Raw genomic sequence first — 15,780 nt, forward strand, 5'->3', positions numbered from 1 at the left:
ATCGGACAGCCCTCAGCCCACCTGGGCCGCCTCCGCCTTGGCCGCCGCGTCGTCCAGCGACTTGAGTACCACCGCCGGGTCGCCGCCCTTCAGTACCGCCCGGCCGACGTCCCTGCGTATCGCGCCGCGCACCTCGGGCCAGGACCGCATGTTCACCGGCGCGAAACGGGCCTGCGGCAGCTGGTCGATGAAGGGCCACAGCGGACGGGTGGCCGACTCCTCGCGCACGGCGTCGGACGCGGTGTACGTCACGGGCAGCGCGGACTGGCTGCCGCCGTAGGCCGCCGCCGACTGGCCGCTGTACAGGAAGTCGAGGAAGGCACCGCACTCCTTGCGGTGGCCGTTGCGCTTGAACGCCATCAGCCAGTCGCTCAGGCCGATCGGTACGGGGCTGCCGCCGTCCTTCGCGGGGAACGCGGCGTGCGCGTACGGGAGTTTGGCCTGGTCCGCCGCGCCCATCAGTACGGGGTGGGCGACCATCATCCCGATGTCGCCGCGCAGGAACCGCTCGTACGCCTCGGTCCGGTCGAGCTTCTCGGGTGCCGCCCCCGCCAGGTCCTCGGCGACCAGTTCGTCGCGCAGCCAGGCCAGGGCGTCGATGTTGGGCTGCGTCTCGAAGTCGTATCCCACGAGGTCCGTGAAGCCGCCGCCCGCCGCGAGCATCCAGGACAGGGCCTCGTCCTCGGCGGCCTCGGGGCCCAGCTGGAGTCCGTACGGTGTCTTCACGCCGATCGCCTTGAGCGCGGCGGCGGCCGAGCGCAGTTCGTCCCACGACGTGGGAGCGTCACCGACGCGCGCTCGCCTGAAGAGCTCCTTGTTGTAGAAGAGCCGGGGCGTGCTGGCCAGGAACGGGAACCCGTAGAGCGCCCGGTCAACCGTCCCCGCGTCCGCGAAGGACCGGATGAAGTCGGCCTGCGTCGAGATGCTGAACAGCTCGCTCGCGGTGTGGAGCAGATCGTCCTCACCGTAGGGGGCGAAGATGTTCGACTGCGCGATGTCGGGTTCCCGGCCGTCCGCGACCCGCTGCGCGAGCCTCTTGTCGATCTTGTTGTACGGAACCCGCTCCAGCGTGACCTTGATGTCGGGGTGCTTCTTCCGGAAGGCCGCGATCACGCTGTCCCACTGGTCTCCCAGCGAGGCGCCCACGCTCTCGTCGTAGCTGGCCACGAGAAGGTCGAGCGTCGCGCCGGAACCGGCGCCGCAGCCGGCGAGGCCGAATCCGGCCGTGGCGCCGGCGAGCCCGGCCGTCTGGAGAAGAAACCGCCGCCGACGCACCGCTGTTGCCACCTTTTACTCGTACCGCAAGGCCTTGAGTGACAGATTGTGTCATACAGGCAGTCTCTGCCGGTCAAGCGAGGTGGGCCGGTGGCCCGGTGGGCATAACCTGCCTCGCATGCAAGGAGCTTCGTTGACAGAGCGGCGCAAGGCCGCGACCCGGTGGGACATCGCCCGTACCGCGGCAGCCCTCTTCGTGGAGAACGGCCTGCGGGCCACCCGCGCCGAGGACATCGCCCGCGCGGCGGGCATCGCCCCGCGCACCCTCTACCGCTACTGCGCGACCAAGGAGGAGGCCGTCGCCCCGCTGTTCGCCGTGGGTTCCCGGCAGTGGGTGGAGGCCGTGCGCGACGCCCCGCACGCCCTGTCCCTGCCCGATTCGCTGCGGTACGCGGCGGCGCGGACGCTGGCCGCCGCTCCCGGTGACACGGAGAACACGGAGTCCCTGGAGTGGGTGCGTTCCCTCTTGAGGATGGCCGCGGACAGCCCGGCGCTGCGGTCGGTGTGGAACGACGCGTGCCGCGAGTCGGAAGCCACGCTGGCCACCGTGCTCGCGGCGCGGGCCGGCCTCCCTGCCGACGCGGGCACCCTGGACATCCGGCTGACGGCCGCCACCGCCGGAGCGGCGGTGCGCGTGGCGGTGGAGACCTGGGCGGCGAGCGACGCCCCGGCGACGGGGCCGGAGGGGCCCGCCGCGCTGGCGGAGCGCTGTCTGGCGGCGACGGCGGGCGCGTCGAGGAACGTCTGAGAGGGCTCGCCCCTGGCTGTTCGGCCCCACTTCACCGCGCCCCGCCGCGTCGCGCCCGTTCACCGCGCCCCGCACCGCCCCACTTCACCGCGCCCCGCCGCACCGTCTCAGGTCCATACCGCCCCCAGCGCCACGAACCCGCAGATCAGCACGGACAGGATCGCCAGCAACGGCCAGACGAAGCGCAGGTACTTGTCGTAGCCCACCTTCGCCAGGGCCACCCCGCCGATGGTGACGGCCGTGGTCGGCACCCACAGGTTCATCCAGCCGCTCGCCGACTGCCAGGCCGTCACCACGACCGCGCGCGAGACGCCCGCGAAGTCGGCGAGCGGGGCCAGGATCGGCATGGCGAGGGTGGCGTGGCCGGAGGTCGACGGGATCAGGAAGGCCAGCGGCAGGTTGACGATGAAGACGAAGACCGCGAAGACGGCCGAGGACGTGCCCGAGACCAGCCCCTCGATGGAGTGCAGCACGGTGTCGGTGATCTGCGAGTTGTTCATGATGACCGTGACACCGCGGGCCAGCACGATGACCAGCGCGGGCGAGATGAAGTCCGCCGCCCCCTGGATGATCGTCGCGCTGACCTTCTGCTCGCCGAAACGCGCCACGACACCGATGATCACGGCCGCGACCAGGAAGAGCGCCGCCAGCTCCGGGAAGGACCAGCCGAGTTCGAAGCCGTACGGGGTGGCGTCGGCGTCGCCGGTGATGGCGCTGGACCACGGCACCACCGAGAAGATCATGAAGGTGAAGACCAGGGCGACCAGCACCAGGACCGTCTTGTGGAGGGAGGTCAGGTCAGGGGGCTCGCCCGCGTCCGCCGCCGTGTGGTCGCGGTCGCCGGGCAGGAAGCCGGAGAGCGAGCGGCCGGGGTCCTTGCGGACCCGCCGCGCGTACCGGATGACGTAGGCGATGGTCACCGCGGTCAGCACGACCCACATGACGGCGCGCAGCACGATGCCGTCGCCGAGTGAGATGTCGGCCGCGGACGAGGCGACCCCGGTCGCGAACGGGTTGACCGTGGAGCACAGCACCCCGATGCCCGCGCCGAGGATGATCGTGCCGGTGGCCACCATCCGGTCGTAGCCGAGGGCCAGCATCAGCGGCACGATCAGACCGTAGAAGCCGAGGGTCTCCTCCGCGAAGCCCTCCACCGTGCCCAGCAGCGCGAAGACCAGCATCACACCCGCGATGAGCAGCGCGCCCCGGTCGCGGAGCCGGTGGGCGAGACGGCCGATGCCCCGGTCCAGCGCGCCGGTGGCGAACACCATCGTGATGAACGCGCCGATCGCGAGGACGAAGAGGAACACGCCCGCGCTGCCGTACAGTTCGCCGGCCAGGTCCGGGCCGACCTGGCCGGTCTTCTCGTCCTGCACGCCGTAGAGGCCGTTGACCGGGGAGAGGAAGAGGTCGTTGAGACGGTCGACGAAGCTCTGGTCGGACGGGACCCGGTGGTACGTGCCCTGGACCGGCGCACCGTCCTTGTCGCGGTCGTAGGCGCCGGAGGGGATCAGAAAGGCCAGTGCCCAGACCGCCAGGGTGACGAGGGCGAGAATGGTCAGGGCGCTGGGGAAGACGAACTTCCTCCCGGCCGGGGGCTTCTCCTCCGGGGCGGTCCGGGTGTCCGTGCTCACGCGGCGCTCCCGCCGCCGTGCGCTGCGGCGAACTCCCGCAGGAACACGGCCTCGGCGATCACCGCCGACCGCAGCTCCGAGAACAGCACCCGCTCATTGGGCGCGTGCAGGTTGCACATGCTGTCCTGGGCGCCGAAGAGCAGTACCTCCGCGCCGGGCACCGCCTTGGACAGCCCGTTGACCAGGGGGATCGAGCCGCCGCTGGCGACGAACGCGGGTGGTGCCCCCCAGCCCTCGCGCAGCGCGGTGAGGGCGGCGCGGTAGGCGGGGCCGCCGGTCGCGGGCTCGAAGCCGGGGCCGGTGTCGCCCGGGGTGACGGTGAGCGGAATTCCGAACGGGCGCAATGACTCCAGATGGGTGACGAGCAGGCCCTGCGCCTCCTGGGGATCCTGCTCGGGGTGGAAGCGGAGGTTCAGCTTTGCCCTGGCGTAGGGGACGACCGCGGAGGCCGCGTGGTCGACGCTCGGGGCGTCGATGCCGATGACGGTGATGGCCGGTCCGCTCCAGAGGCGTTCACCGAGGCTGCCGGAGCCGATGAGCCCGATGCCGTCCTGGACTCCGGCGAGGCCGCGGAACTCCTCCTCGGTGTAGGTGGTGCCCTTCCACTCCTCGCGGCGCAGCCCCTCGACGGCCACGTCGCCGTGCACGTCGTGGAGCGTGGCGAGAGCCTTGAGCAGGGCGAGCAGGGCGTCCGGGGCCGCGCCGCCGAACTCGCCGCTGTGGCGGGGTTCGGCGAGGGTACGGACCTCGACGACGACCTCCGACGCACCGCGCAGACCCGTGGTGAGCGTGGGGCTGCCGGGGCGGAGGTTGCCCATGTCGGCGATGACCATGGCATCGCAGGCGAACCGGTCCGGATCGGTGGGCGGGTAGTCGTCGAAGGCGCTGCCGTACTCCTCCTGCCCCTCCAGGACGATCTTCAGCCCCACCGGGGGCCTGCCCCCGTACGCCCTCAGTACGCCCAGGTGGACGATGATGTTGGACTTGTCGTCGGCGATGCCGCGGGCCCGCAGGCCGCCCTCGACCGCGGTGGGTTCGAAGGGCGGTGACAGCCACAGGCTCTCGTCGCCCGGCGGCTGCACGTCGTAGTGGCCGTAGAGCAGCACGGTCGGGGCGCCGGGGGACGGCGGCGGGACCTCGGCGACGATGACCGGCGCGGTGTCGGGGAGGTCGAGCCGGTCGATGTGCTTGACGCCCGCGCCGTGCAGCAGGTCCACGAGGAGGTCGTGGGCCTGCCGCACGGGCTCGGGCGGGAAGCCGGGAAAGGCGATCGACGGAATGGCGGTCAGCCGTTCCAGATCCGCGACGAGTCCGTCCATCAGTGCGTCGACCCGGGAGCTCAGGTCCATCGTCCAACCCCTGTTCCTCATGGTGCTCAGTGCTGAGGTTCCGGGATCAATGGACCATATGGGGCGGGTTCCCGCACGCCTGAGGAACGGTCAGTCCCCGAGGACGACGGTGCGCTGGGCGGAGAAGTCACCCCACTTGCCGTCCGGGAGCTTGGCGCGCAGCTTCACCGAGTAGCGGGTTCCGGCCGGGTCGGCGAGCGTCAGCCGGTAGGTCGCGCGCCCCTGGGGCGGGGTGCCGCCCCAGACGATGGTGGTGGTCATCTTCCCGTTGAGGTAGAGCTGGTACGCGGGGATCTCGCCGCCCGTCTCGGGCTGGTCCCAGGACAGGTCGACGGCGAACTCGCCGCCCTCGGCCGCGGTGGTGGTGCGAAGACCGGTGGGGGCGGTGCTCGCGGGGGCGCCGGGGGCGGTGGCGGTGGTGAGGTCGAGGGCGTTGCTGTCCGGCGAGGACTTGTCGGAGGCGTCGCGGGCCCGGACGGTGAAGGTGTAGACGGTGCCGGGGCGCAGCCCGGTGAGCCGGGCCGTGGTGGCGGTGCCCGGCACACTGTGGATCCGGGAGTCCTCCTGGTAGATGTCGTACGAGGTGACGCCCACGTCGTCCGTGGAGCCGCCCCAGGCCAGGGTGGCGGCGCGACTGCCGTCGGCGGTGCCGCGCAGCTTCACCGGGGCGGTCGGCGCCCGGTCGTCCTTCGGCGGGGTGGGCTGCGTGGTCACGGGTACGGCGGGGCTCGGCCCGGACAGGTTCCCGGCGGCGTCGCGGGCCCGGACGGTGAACGTGTAGGCGGTCGAGGCCGTCAGCCCGTCGATGTCGATCATCCGCTTGGCCGCCGGTACGGACTTCACCTTCGTGCCCTTGCGGTAGATCTCGTAGCCGGTGATCGCCTTGTTGTCGGAGGCGGGCTCCCACATGACGTGCACCGATGTGGAACTGCTGGCCTGTGCGGTCACGTCTCGTGGGGTGGTCGGTTTCTGCGTGTCCGCTTCGGCGGCGCCGCCGCACGCGGTGAGCGCGGCGAGGAGCAGGGCGGCGGAACAGGCCAACGCGGCAGGTGCGTGGGGGCGTTGCACGGTCTTGCCTTCCATCCGGACAGCAATTGGTCCAGACCTGTATGCCATGGTGCGGGGGTCGCCGACAAGGGGGTGGAGAGGAACGTTCCGCAATGTGCCGGTGTGCACCGCTCCAGGTGGAACAGCGAACGGGACGGTTGAGGACGATGAGTTCCGGGGACGGTTGAGGGCGACGAGTTTCACGGCCCCGGACAGTCGGAACGGTGTGTTCATGGACAGCAGTACCGCCCCCGCCCTCGATCTCGAACCGGCCGCCCGGCAGATCGCCGCACTGCTCGACTCCATCGAGGACCGCAGGCTGGCCGGACCGACCCCCTGCCCCGACTACGCCGTACGGGAACTGCTCGCCCATGTGGTCGGGCTGACGACCGCCTTCCGTGACGCGGCACGCAAGGATCTCGGGCCGAGCACCGGTGTCTCTCCCGGAACGGTGCCTTTGGTGCTCGGCGACGACTGGCGCGAGGTGCTGCCGCCGCTGCTCGACGAGCTGGTGGCCGCCTGGCGCTCGCCCGCCGCCTGGGAGGGCATGACGCGGGCGGGCGGCGTGGACCTGCCCGCCCCGGTGGCCGCCGCGGTCGCGCTCAACGAGCTGATCGTCCACGGCTGGGACCTGGCCCGGTCGACCGGTCAGCCGTACCGGGCGGACGAGGCCGATCTGCGCTCCTGCGAGGCGATGCTGACGCCCCTGCAGAACACCCCGGACGCCGGAGCGATCTTCGGCCCGCCGGTCCCCGTACCGGCCGACGCTCCGCTCCTGGACCGGGTGATCGCGCTCAGTGGCCGCCGCCCCGACTGGCAGCCGGACCGGCGGCCGGAGGACTGACGTCAGCCGGTCGTCACGGACCCCGCCGCCGCGTCGCCCAGCACCCGCACCGCCGCACGGGCCTGCTCACGCACCCGCTCGTCGGCGGTGACCGCGCTGAGCGTTCCGGACACCCTCAGCCTCAGGTCCTGTTCGGCCAGCCGGGCCAGCCGCGCACGGGCGTCCTCCCCGACGGCCTCCGGTCCGAGGGCGACCAGTGCCTCCAGGGCCTCGGCCGGGGCGGTTCCGCACTCCGCCGCGTCCAGCAGCAGACCTGCCGCCCGGTGCGCGTCGAGCCTCCCGGGGGCGATGGCGAGCAGGGCGAGCACCGCACCCGGCACCTGCTCCGGATCCGCGAGCAGCGCCTCCAGCACGGGAACGAGCGGCCCGCCCGCCGCACCCGGGCCGAGCCCGGCGGCAATCCTCGTCGCGTGGACGAACGCCCAGCGGGTCCAGGTCATTTCGGTATCCGTGAGCACCCCGGCCAGCACCGGCACGGCTTCCGTCAGGTCGCCGGTGATGCGGTGCAGGGCGGCGGCGATGTCGATGTCCGCCTGCATCTCGGGGATGTTGCGGTGCGCGTCGGGGGCGTTGAACGCGGCCCGCAGCGCCGGAACGAGCCCTGCGGCGGCCGGTCCCAGCCCGGCGGCGGCGACCGCGGCCTCGCGTATCCCGTTGCGGTCCTCCGCGAGCCGGTCGGCCACGGCGGTCAGCAGCGGAGCGTCCTCCCCCGTCAGTGCGTGCAGGGCCCGCGCGGCTTCGAAGCGGTCCTCCACCGGGCCGGAGCGGGCCGCCGTACGCAGCAGCTCAGCCACATCCTCCCGGCGTTCGGGCGGGCAGACCGCGACCAGCACCTTGGGCACCAGCTGCGGGAACCCGGGCAGTGCGGCGCACAGTTCGGGTACGGCCCCGGCAGCGTCCGCGCCCCAGGACTCCAGCAGTGCCGCGAGCCGGAACGGGCCGTTGCCGCCGGGCTCCAGCGTGCCGAGCCACTGGCGGAGCGACGCGAGCAGTTCGGGGTCGTACGGCAGGACCGGTGCGGCCCCGAAGGATCCGCCGCATGCCGCACCGAGTGCGCGCGGCCGCTCCGCCGGATTCCGGGCGAGGAGCGGCGCGGCCCGTTCCGGATCCACCGCGACCAGGACTTCGAGGGCACGGTCGGCCGGATCGCCTTCGCCCGCCGCGAGCCCGGCCAGCATCGCGGTCGCGGGAGCGGCGCGTGCGCCGAGCAGCTTCAGGGCGGGCAGCACGGCCGGGACATGAGCGGCCCGGGGGCCCGTGGCCAGGGCGAGCAGGGGCGCGGCCAGCCGGTGCGACGCGCTGCGGGAGAGCTGACAGGCGGCCTCCGCCGCCCCCACCGCTTCGCCGCACGCCTCGGGCGACTCACTGTCCAGCGCGGCGCCGAGCAGGGCGAAAACCGCGTCCCGGTCCTCGTCCGTGTCCCGGAGCAGCAGGGACTCGGTGATGTGGTGCAGGGGTTCGCCGCGGTACTGGTCGAGCCGTTCCGTGACGAGCCCGTCGGCGGGGAGCAGGGACAGCATCGCCCCGTGGTGGCTCCGGTCCCAGGGCAGTCCGGCGTCCACGCAGGCCAGCAGTGCCGCGATCCGCAGCTCCCCCGGGTGGTCCGGGCCGATCGCCTCCGTCGCCGCGGCGACCGTTCCCGCCGGGTCCAGATGCGCCAGGGCCGAGAGCAGTTCGGCGCGTACGAGCGGGACCTCCTCCACGGCTGCCCGTTCGCGGAGCACCGGCAGCACCCGCCCGGCCGCCCCGGTCATCGCGGCGGCCCAGACGGCGCACTGCCGTACGTCGGGAACATCGGAGGCGGCCGAGTCGAGCAGCAGGGGAAGCTGGGCGACGACGGCACGGCGACAGGCTGCCTCGTCGCTCTCGCCCACCCCATCGCCGCCGTCGTCGTCGAATTCCGTCCCGCCCTCCGCGATACCGCCGAGGAGGGCCAGCAGGTCCGCCGTACGTATGCCCCCGGCGGCCAGCCGGGCCAGGAACGGCACCGCCTTCGCGGACGCCTCGTACACCGAGCCCTGGTGGAGGATGCTCGCGTACAGCTCGCCGAGCGCTTCGTCCGCCTCGTCCTTGTCGTCCCCCGCGAGCGCCCGCAGGCAGTCGGGCACATCGGCGGCGCTGCCGTACGCGTGCTGATAGACGGCCCAGGGCTGCGCGTCGACGTCGTCGAAGAACGGTACGAGATCCATGGCGCCGATCATGGCACCGGGGACTGACAACGCCCCGTGCCTCCGGCCCCCGGCACACGCCACCGGACCGGCGCGGGGCCGGCCGGTCGACGCGTGGGACCGGCGGACCGGCCGGGTCAGCTCGTGAAGAACTCGGTGATCTGCTGGGCGACCTGGTCGGCCCGGGTCTCGTGCACCCGGTGGCCGCCCGGGACCGTGATCAGCCGGCAGTCCGGGATCAGGGACGCCATGTCGGGCAGGCGCTCCTGCGGCATCGCGCTCTCCGGGCCGCCCGAGATGAGCATCGTCGGCGCGACGATCTCGCCGAGGCCCTCCGCCCACTCCGGGTCCGGGTCGGCCACCTGGGCCCGGACGGCGGGCACCGCGTTCTCGTCGTAGTCCACGGGCCCCTCGGGGCGCCCGACCGGTCCCGGATCGCCCGGCCACGGTGCGGGGGTCTCCACCAGCACCAGCCGCTCCACCCGGTCGGAGTGCTCCTCGGCCAGCAGCTGGGCGACGACCCCGCCCATGCCGTGACCGACCAGGCCGACCCGGTCGAGCTCCAGCTCGTCCAGGAAACCGAGCACGTCGTCCCGCATCAGGTCCAGGCCGTACTCGTCCGGCCAGTCGCTCTCCCCGTGCCCGCGCAGATCCAGGGCGAACACCCGCCACTCCTCGCCGAGCAGGCTCCCGGTCGCCTCCCAGTTCGCGGCGGAGCCGCCGAGCCCGTGCAGCAGGACGACCGGCGAGCCGAACGGGTCACCCCAGGTCCGGTACGCCAGCCGCACATCGCCGACATCCACAACAGACTGATCTTCCATGCCCCAGACGCTACAGCCGCGGGGCACCCTCCGGCGCCCAGCCCCCGGCCTGGCAGGCTCGGCACGTGAAACGCATACTCCGCACCCTGCTCGCCCCCCTCCTGGCGACCGCTGTCCTGACCGGCTGCACCGGATCGGAGGCGGCCACCGAGGACGCCGGGCTCCGTGATCCGGCGAAGAAACGGATCGCCATGCAACTGGTCTCCAGCGCCGAGAACTCCTCGCTGGACTGGCGGGCGCAGTACGCGTACATCGAGGACATAGACGACGGCCGCGGCTACACGGCGGGCATCATCGGCTTCTGTTCCGGGACCGGCGACCTGCGGGACGTCGTGGAGCGGTACACGGCGGCGCGCCCCGGAAATCCGCTGGCGCGGTTCCTGCCCGCGCTGCGCACGGTGGAGGGCAGCGCCTCGCACGCGGGGCTGGGGCGGCCGTTCACCGTAGCCTGGGCGAAGGCGGCCGACGACCAGGAGTTCCGAGCGGCGCAGGACGTGGAGCGCGATCGCGCGTACTTCGACCCGGCGGTGGAGCGGGCGCGGGACGACGGGCTCGGTGCGCTGGGGCAGTTCATCTACTACGACGCCTATGTGATGCACGGCGCCGGTGACACCGACGGCGAGGACGGCTTCACCACGATCCGCCGAAGGGCGCTCTCGACGGCCCGGCCGCCCTCGAAGGGCGGCGACGAGAAGGCGTATCTGGACGCCTTCCTCGACGCGCGGGTGGCGGCCATGCGCAAGGAGGCCGCCCACAGCGACACCAGCCGGGTGGAGACCGCCCAGCGGGTGTTCGTACGCGAAGGCAAACTTCAGCTGGAGACACCGTTGCGGTGGAAGGTCTACGGCGACAGCTACCGCGTCGACGGCGGCTGAACCCCTGACCACCAGGCACGCGGAGCAGCTGCCCGGCGATCGCGCACGCCGGTTGCGGCACCGGATGACCTGTGTGTTCTTCCGACCGCGCGTGTGACGCGTCCACCCGTGACCCCCGGGCACGCCGTCCCGTTGAGGGGGCCGGAGGCGCGCGCACGGGTGCGCCCCGGAGCGTCAGGATGAGTACAGGATGCTGAAGAAGATGTTGCTGACCGCAATGGTCCTGGGTGCGGGCCTCGGCCTGGCCGCGAGCCCCTCCGCCCAGGCCGTGAGCGTCCCCGCCGCCGTCCGGACCGCGCCGTCCGTCCAGGCACCGCCGCAGGTGTGCACGGTCAACGACAACGGGGTGAACTTCCGCGGCGGTCCGGGGACGGGCTACGCGGTGCTCGGCACGGTGAACCGGGGCCAGAACATCAACGTCCGTGGCCAGGAAGGCAGCTGGGTCATGGGTGACCTGTGGGGTGGACCGACCGGCGTCTGGATCCACGTGGCCTATCTCAACTGCTGAGCGCGGTCCGCCACCGGCCCCGCACCGCGCGCTCTCCGCGCGGCGCGGGGCCTTTCCGTGTCCGGACTCCCCAGGGCCGCGCGGATGGCTCCCCGTGAAGCCGCCCGGCTCTCAACTCACTTGTGCCGAAGGGGTGTACGGCACACCTATCACCCTGATAGTAAAGCTTCCTAACAGAACTCCGGAACGGCGAACTCCCCTGGAGGACAGGTGCACAACCCCCACCTCGGCACCGCACGTCGCACCACTCGGCTCACCCGCCCCGTCGGCATCGCCGCCGTGGCGCTCGGGCTGGCTCTCACCGCCATCCCTGTCGCCGCCCACGCGGGCGACGCCCCCGCGCAGCCTTCGGCCGACCGGCCCGCGCAGGCCGCTCAGCCGCTGAAGGCCGCCGCGAGCGGGCTCGACGATCCGGCGAAGAAGGAGATCGCCATGCAGCTGGTCTCCAGTGCGGAGAACTCCTCGCTGGACTGGAAGTCGCAGTACAAGTACATCGAGGACATCGACGACGACCGCGGCTACACGGCGGGCATCATCGGCTTCTGTTCCGGCACCGGCGACATGCTCGACCTGGTCGAGCTGTACACCCAGCGCGTGCCGGGCAACGTCCTGGCGAAGTACCTGCCCGCCCTGCGCAAGGTGGACGGCACTCCCTCGCACTCCGGTCTCGACCCGAACTTCACCAAGGACTGGGTGAAGGCGGCGTCCGACTCGGCGTTCAAGCAGGCGCAGAACGACGAGCGCGACCGCGTGTACTTCAACCCGGCGGTCAAGCAGGGCAAGGCCGACGGCATCGGCACGCTGGGCCAGTTCACGTACTACGACGCCATCGTGATGCACGGCGACGGCTCCGACAGCACCAGTTTCAGCTCCATCCGCAAGCGGGCCCTCTCGAAGGCCAAGCCACCGTCGCAGGGCGGCAACGAGACGACGTACCTCAACGCCTTCCTCGACGCCCGGGTCTGGGCGATGCAGCAGGAGGAGGCCCACTCGGACACCAGCCGGGTCGACACCGCCCAGCGCGTCTTCCTGAAGAAGGGCAACGTCAACCTCGACCCGCCGCTCGACTGGAAGGTGTACGGGGACAGCTTCCACATCGGCTGACCGGCAACCGCACCGGACCTGACGGGACCGGACGGGACCCGCGCCGGACCTGACGGAACCTGACCTGACGGGACCGGACCTCCGCCGCCCCCGTCGTCAACACCTGTGGCGCGTACGGCGACCCCCGCGAGGGCCGCCCTACGCGCCACAGTGCTCCACCGGTCGCTCAGTGGACGCCCGCCCCGGCCGCCGCGGGGACCACGTGCTCACCGCTCCTGGTCTCTTCCTCCATCCCCTCGGGCCTGCGGCCCAGGTGGTTGAAGGCCAGGTTGAGCAGGATCGCCACGACGCATCCGGTGGAGATGCCCGAGTCCAGGACGACCAGCAGGTCCTTGGGGAACGAGTGGTAGAACCGCGGCGCGGCGATCGGTATCAGGCCGATGCCCACGGCGGCGGCCACGATCAGCGCGTTCTCGCCCTTCTCCAGCGCGGCGGTGGCCAGCGTCTGGATGCCGCTCGCCGCGACCGAGCCGAACAGGACGATGCCCGCGCCGCCGAGCACCGGCAGCGGAACCAGCGCGATGACGGATGCGGCGACCGGGACCAGGCCGAGCACGACGAGGATGCCGCCGCCCGCGGCGACGACGAACCGGCTGCGGACCTTGGTCATCGCGACCAGGCCGATGTTCTGGGCGAAGGCGCTGCACATGAAACCGTTGAACAGTGGGCTGATGGCGCTGCCCAGGGTGTCGGCGCGCAGACCGCCCTCGATGGTCCGCTCGTCCGCCGGACGGCCGACGATCTTCCCGAGGGCCAGCATGTCCGCGGTGGACTCGGTCATGCAGACCAGCATGACGATGCACATCGAGATGATCGCCGCGATCTCGAACTGCGGGGCGCCGAAGTGGAACGGCGTGGGGAATCCCACCAGTTCGGCTTCCTTGATGGCGCCGAAGTCGGTGATGCCGACGGGGATGGCGATCAGGGTCCCGATGACCAGGCCGAGCAGGATCGCGATCTGCTGGAGGAATCCGCGCAGCAGTTTGCGCAGCGCCAGCACGATCAGGAGGGTGGCCGCGGCCATGGTGATGTTGGTCATCGAACCGTAGTCGTCGGCCGTGGCGTTGCCGCCCTGGGACCAGTTGAAGGCGACCGGCAGCAGCGAGACACCGATCAGGGTGATGACGGTGCCGGTGACGACGGGCGGGAAGAACCTGACCAACTTGCCGAAGTACGGGGCGATGACGAAGCCGAGCACGCTCGCGACGATGATCGCGCCGAAGATCACGGCGATCCCGTCGTGACCGCGGTCCTTGCCTATCGCCACCATCGGGGTCACCCCGGCGAAGGAGACGCCGTTGACGAACGGCAGCCGGGCGCCGATGCGCCAGAAGCCGAGGGTCTGCAGGAGGGTGGCTATGCCGGCGGTGAACAGGCTCGCCCCCATCAGGAAGGCGGTCTCCTTGGCGCTGAGACCCACGGCGGGCCCCACGATCATGGGCGGGGCCACCACTCCGGCGTACATCGCGGCCACGTGCTGGAGGCCGCTGGTGAACATCTTCAGAGGGGGGAGTTTCTCGTCGACCGGGTGCTTCCGGTCGGGTCCTGCGACTGCGTCCTTGCGAAACCTGGGCTTGGCGGCCACAGCGGTTCCTCCAGTCGGGTACACGTCGGCGGGGACGTGGGTGTCAGGGAGGTGGGGCGACGTGGTGCGGTGGTGCGGCTCTACAGGTGGTGCGGCTCTGCACAGGTGGTGCGGCTCTACAGGTGGTGCGGCTCTGCACAGGTGGTGCGGCTCTACAGGTGGTGCGACCCTCACGCCCGGTGCGGGCGTTGCCGAGGGTGCGGGCGCTCATGGGGGGGTGCGGCGGAGGTGTACCGGGGTCGTGCGGGCAGCGCTCATCACCGGTCCGCGGGGCGCACGCATTCGGGTGTGCGCCCCGCGGACCGGGTGCCGTGGACCCCGCTCGGGTCCACGGCGGCCGGCCGAGGGCCGTCCCCCTCGGCCGGCCGGTCGGGGGATTCCGCGGAGCGTCAGGCTCCGGCGGCGATCCGCGCGAGGCGCCCGGCCTCGTCGCGGGTGGCGCGGGCGATCGTGTCCTCGTCCACCGTGATGAGGTGGTTGCCCTCGACGACCGGCCTGCCGTCGACGAGGGAGAGGGTGACGGGAGCCGCGGCTCCGAAGACGAGCGCGGTCACCGGGTCGGCGATGGAGGCGTGGGCCAGGGTGTCCAGCTTCCAGAGCACCAGGTCGGCCAGCTTGCCGACCTCCAGCGAGCCGATCTGACCGGCCCTGCCCAGGACCTGGGCGCCACCGTACGTACCCAGGCGCAGTGCCTGACGGGCGTTCAGGGCCTTCTCGCGGTGGGCGCCGAGGCGGTTGATGAGCAGGGCGTTGCGCAGCTCGGTGTGGAGTTCGCCGGACTCGTTGGAGGCGGTGCCGTCGACGCCGAGGCCGACCGGGACGCCCGCGGCGAGCATGTCGGGGACCCGGGCGATGCCCGCGGCGAGGCGGGCGTTGGAGGACGGGCAGTGGGCGACGCCCGTTCCCGTACGGGCGAAGGCGGCGATGTCGGAGTCGTTCATGTGGACGCAGTGCGCCATCCACACGTCGTCGCCGAGCCAGCCGGTCGACTCGAAGTAGTCGGTCGGGCCCATCCCGAACAGTTCCTTGCAGAACTGCTCCTCCTCGACGGTCTCCGAACCGTGGGTGTGCAGCCGTACGCCGCGACGGCGGGCCAACTCGGCTCCCCGGCGCATCAGTTCGGTCGACACGGAGAACGGCGAGCAGGGTGCGACGGCGACCTGGGTCATCGAGTCGAACGAGGCGTCGTGGTGCGCGTCGATGGTCGCCTCGGTGGCGGTGAGCGCGCCCTCCAGGGTCTCGACCGCGAAGTCCGGCGGCAGCCCGCCGTCCTTCTCGCTGCGGTCCATGGAGCCGCGGGCGAGGGTGAACCGTACGCCCATGTCGCGGGCGGCGCCGATGATGGCGCCGGAGAGGTCGCCGGAGCCCTCGGGGTAGACGTAGTGATGGTCCATCGCGGTGGTGACACCGCCCCTGGCCATCATCGCGAGGGACCCCTGCGCGGCGGCGCGGGCCATCGGCTCGTCGATGCGCGCCCAGGTCGGGTACAGCGCGACGAGCCAGTCGAAGAGGTTGTGGTCGGTCGCCAGGCCGCGGGTGATCCACTGGTAGAAGTGGTGGTGGGTGTTGACCAGTCCGGGCGTCACGAGATGTCCGGTGCCGTCGACGCGGCGCACGACGTCGGCGAGACCCTCCGGCGCCCTGCCCGCGCCGATGGACTCGATGCGGTTGCCCGCCACGACGATGTACCCCGAGGCGTATTCGGTGTCGTGGGCGTCGACGGTCGCGATCGAACAGTTCTCGATGACGATGCGCTGAGGGCCTGCCGAAGCTGCCATGATGCTTCCTTCTTCTCTCATCGGCGATGTGGGCACGGCAGGAC

Annotated in this window: 13 protein-coding genes; 5 read left to right on the forward strand and 8 right to left on the reverse strand. The window is 71.9% G+C overall.

The window, feature by feature from the left end; all coding sequences use genetic code 11:
• Window positions 1–12 precede the first annotated feature (12 nt).
• Window positions 13–1,287 (reverse strand): extracellular solute-binding protein, encoded by a 1,275-nt coding sequence (locus OG413_RS34700; RefSeq protein ID WP_266812488.1) that lies wholly within the window; start codon window positions 1,285–1,287, stop codon window positions 13–15.
• 121 nt (window positions 1,288–1,408) lie between these two features.
• Here OG413_RS34700 and OG413_RS34705 point away from each other — a divergent pair, with 121 nt between their 5' ends.
• Entirely contained in the window at window positions 1,409–2,023 is a 615-nt protein-coding gene (locus OG413_RS34705; protein WP_323137965.1) for a helix-turn-helix domain-containing protein, read from the forward strand.
• Between the two features lie 107 nt (window positions 2,024–2,130).
• Here OG413_RS34705 and OG413_RS34710 read toward each other — a convergent pair whose 3' ends face one another.
• From OG413_RS34710 to OG413_RS34720, 3 genes are all read right to left on the reverse strand, one after another.
• Complete coding sequence (locus tag OG413_RS34710; protein ID WP_266812491.1) at window positions 2,131–3,657, reverse strand: YfcC family protein; 1,527 nt, start codon at window positions 3,655–3,657, stop codon at window positions 2,131–2,133.
• Window positions 3,654–5,006, reverse strand: a complete 1,353-nt coding sequence (locus OG413_RS34715; RefSeq protein WP_266812493.1) for a M20/M25/M40 family metallo-hydrolase — start codon at window positions 5,004–5,006, stop codon at window positions 3,654–3,656. The genes OG413_RS34710 and OG413_RS34715 overlap by 4 nt, the downstream gene beginning before the upstream one ends.
• 90 nt (window positions 5,007–5,096) lie before the next feature.
• On the reverse strand, window positions 5,097–6,089 hold the full coding sequence (locus OG413_RS34720; RefSeq protein WP_266812494.1) for a fibronectin type III domain-containing protein: 993 nt from the start codon (window positions 6,087–6,089) through the stop codon (window positions 5,097–5,099).
• Window positions 6,090–6,285: 196 nt separating this feature from the next.
• Here OG413_RS34720 and OG413_RS34725 point away from each other — a divergent pair, with 196 nt between their 5' ends.
• Complete coding sequence (locus tag OG413_RS34725; protein ID WP_266812496.1) at window positions 6,286–6,897, forward strand: TIGR03086 family metal-binding protein; 612 nt, start codon at window positions 6,286–6,288, stop codon at window positions 6,895–6,897.
• A 2-nt stretch (window positions 6,898–6,899) separates the two neighbouring features.
• Here the strand turns inward: OG413_RS34725 and OG413_RS34730 are convergent, their stop codons facing one another.
• Both OG413_RS34730 and OG413_RS34735 read right to left on the reverse strand, forming a co-directional pair.
• Window positions 6,900–9,086, reverse strand: a complete 2,187-nt coding sequence (locus OG413_RS34730) for a hypothetical protein (RefSeq protein ID WP_266812498.1) — start codon at window positions 9,084–9,086, stop codon at window positions 6,900–6,902.
• A gap of 116 nt (window positions 9,087–9,202) precedes the next feature.
• The gene (locus tag OG413_RS34735; RefSeq protein WP_266812500.1) at window positions 9,203–9,886 is read right to left on the reverse strand and encodes an alpha/beta fold hydrolase; all 684 of its coding nucleotides are present in this window, start codon (window positions 9,884–9,886) and stop codon (window positions 9,203–9,205) included.
• Between the two features lie 116 nt (window positions 9,887–10,002).
• On the opposite strand from OG413_RS34735, the gene OG413_RS34740 reads away from it, so the two are divergent.
• The 3 genes from OG413_RS34740 (at window position 10,003) to OG413_RS34750 (ending at window position 12,373) form a co-directional block, all read left to right on the forward strand.
• Entirely contained in the window at window positions 10,003–10,761 is a 759-nt protein-coding gene (locus tag OG413_RS34740) for a chitosanase (protein WP_266813271.1), read from the forward strand.
• Between the two features lie 202 nt (window positions 10,762–10,963).
• Window positions 10,964–11,269 (forward strand): SH3 domain-containing protein, encoded by a 306-nt coding sequence (locus tag OG413_RS34745; protein WP_266812502.1) that lies wholly within the window; start codon window positions 10,964–10,966, stop codon window positions 11,267–11,269.
• A gap of 210 nt (window positions 11,270–11,479) precedes the next feature.
• Window positions 11,480–12,373 carry a chitosanase gene (locus tag OG413_RS34750; RefSeq protein WP_266812503.1) on the forward strand — a complete coding sequence of 298 codons (894 nt, stop codon included), beginning with the start codon at window positions 11,480–11,482 and terminating at the stop codon, window positions 12,371–12,373.
• A 166-nt stretch (window positions 12,374–12,539) separates the two neighbouring features.
• On the opposite strand, the gene OG413_RS34755 is transcribed toward OG413_RS34750, so the two are convergent.
• Window positions 12,540–13,958, reverse strand: a complete 1,419-nt coding sequence (locus OG413_RS34755; protein ID WP_266812505.1) for a nucleobase:cation symporter-2 family protein — start codon at window positions 13,956–13,958, stop codon at window positions 12,540–12,542.
• 389 nt (window positions 13,959–14,347) lie between these two features.
• On the reverse strand, window positions 14,348–15,736 hold the full coding sequence (locus OG413_RS34760; protein ID WP_266812507.1) for an 8-oxoguanine deaminase: 1,389 nt from the start codon (window positions 15,734–15,736) through the stop codon (window positions 14,348–14,350).
• Between the last annotated feature and the right edge of the window lie 44 nt (window positions 15,737–15,780).

It is taken from the genome of Streptomyces sp. NBC_01433 (genome assembly GCF_026340105.1).
Classification (GTDB): domain Bacteria; phylum Actinomycetota; class Actinomycetes; order Streptomycetales; family Streptomycetaceae; genus Streptomyces.